The 1,834-nt window shown below is 60.2% G+C and carries 1 protein-coding gene and 1 pseudogene; one reads left to right on the top strand and one right to left on the bottom strand.

The genetic code is table 11. The features are described 5' to 3' along the window. Positions 1-659 (bottom strand): annotated as a pseudogene (locus tag ACXRVY_RS26910) (TolC family protein); the annotation flags it as partial. A gap of 217 nt (positions 660-876) precedes the next feature. Between ACXRVY_RS26910 and ACXRVY_RS26905 the strand changes: the two are divergent. Further along, on the top strand, positions 877-1,834 hold a 958-nt coding region (locus ACXRVY_RS26905), incomplete at its 3' end, for an efflux RND transporter periplasmic adaptor subunit (protein WP_458238721.1).

Here is a 1,834-nt window from a genome sequence, read left to right as displayed (position 1 = left end):
GTCCCAATACGCCCGCCGACTGGCTGGCGCCGCCGGTAAAAAGGTTGCCTGCGGATACAGCCGTGGCACTGCCCAGCAATGCGCTAAGGGAGAATTTCGGGTAGTACTCGGCAATCGCCTCCCCGATGCGTGCGTTTGAGGCCGCAAGACGGCGCTCAGCCACAATGAGATCTGGCCGGCGGCGCAGCAAATCGGCCGGCGTTCCCATCGCCTTTATCTGCGGCGCTACAGGAATGCTCCCCGCACTTGCCAGTTGCGTACCGATCATTGCCAGGCGTTGAGTTCAACACCTGGCCGAGCGGCGTCTCGATTGACTGGTAGGAGCGCGCGGCCTGTCCGCTGATGTTCCCAGAGGGGAGTAGAGCGGCATTTGCAGCACCTAGTCCGGCCCGCGCCTGCGTGACTCGCGCCGACGCTTGCGCCAGGTCCAGATTCTGCTCAAGCGCCTTGGAGATGAAGTCGGTCAGCACTGGATCACCAAAGCCTTCCCACCAGGCTACAAGGCTGGTCGACGTCGCTCCACGCCGCTGTTCGACAGAAGGCTGACCCAGGTAACGATCCGAAAGCGGAGCGTCTGGACGATGGTAGTCCGGACCGACCGCGCAACCTGCCAATAAGCTGGCGCTGACCAAAAGAGCAATTGGACGGAGGGGAGGCATTGAGATTCCTTCAATAGAGGATGTTTGTGACCATGTCACGTAATAGTCACGCTCTGTCAATTAAGGTGATTTGAGCATATTTTTGGTTTTTCTCATGGATAACGGCGGTTCCATGTTGAGCTTGAGAATCTGGATGTTCCATGGTTTGTGACTATTGACACATATAGTCACTAGGCTGAGAATGTGGCGCTCGTCCTATTTTCAAGTAAGGGAACCTATGMGCCGGCTTCGACCTTTCTCCATTGCCGCTTGCTTGTTGCCTCTCGTCCTGACGGCATGTGGCGACTCATCCACCGTTGAAGATCCGCGCACGCATGCCCCTCTGGTCAGGTCCGCAGCGGTTCAGGGTTCCTCCGACGCCTCACGTTCTTTCACTGGTGTCGTGGCTGCCCGCGTCCAGGGCGATCTGGGTTTTCGGGTATCAGGCAAGGTGCTTGAGCGTCTGGTTGACACCGGTCAAACCGTTAAACGTGGTCAGCCACTCATGCGCCTTGACCCAATCGACCTGGGGTTGCAGGCGCGAGCACAGCAAGAGTCAGTCATAGCCGCTCGGGCCCGAGCCAAACAGACAGCAGATGACGAGGCTCGATATCGCAACCTGGTCGCCGCAGGTGCTATTTCCGCATCGGCCTATGACCAGATCAAAGCCGCAGCGGATACCGCAAAGGCGCAGCTTGGCGCCGCTGAAGCGCAGGCTGATGTAGCCCGCAATGCTTCTGGTTATGCGGTGCTGTTGGCGGATTCCGACGGCGTGGTGGTGGAGACGCTCGCCGAGCCCGGACAAGTCGTCAGCCCGGGACAGCCTGTGGTTCGACTGGCGCGGGCAGGGCAGCGCGAAGCCATCGTGCACCTGCCCGAGACGTTGCGCCCCGCAGCAGGATCCACCGCGCAGGCGACGCTTTATGGCAATGCCACGGATGCTGTTACAGCGAAGCTGAGGCTGCTTTCTGACTCGGCCGACCGAATGACACGTACCTTCGAGGCGCGGTATGTGCTTGAGGGCGCGCTGGCCAATGCACCGATAGGTTCGACCGTCACGCTTCGGATCGCTGAAGGCTCCACGCAAGGGCAGGGGCTGCAAGTACCGATCGCTGCCGTTTATGACCCAGGCCAAGGCACTGGCGTGTGGGTCATCGCCGGTACACCGGCGAAGGTGGCCTGGCGACCTGTACAAG

This window comes from Pseudomonas sp. P5_A2_2, from assembly GCF_054177685.1.
The sequence above is the reverse complement of the archived record's forward strand: the minus strand, read 5'-3'. Positions and strand labels throughout refer to the sequence as shown.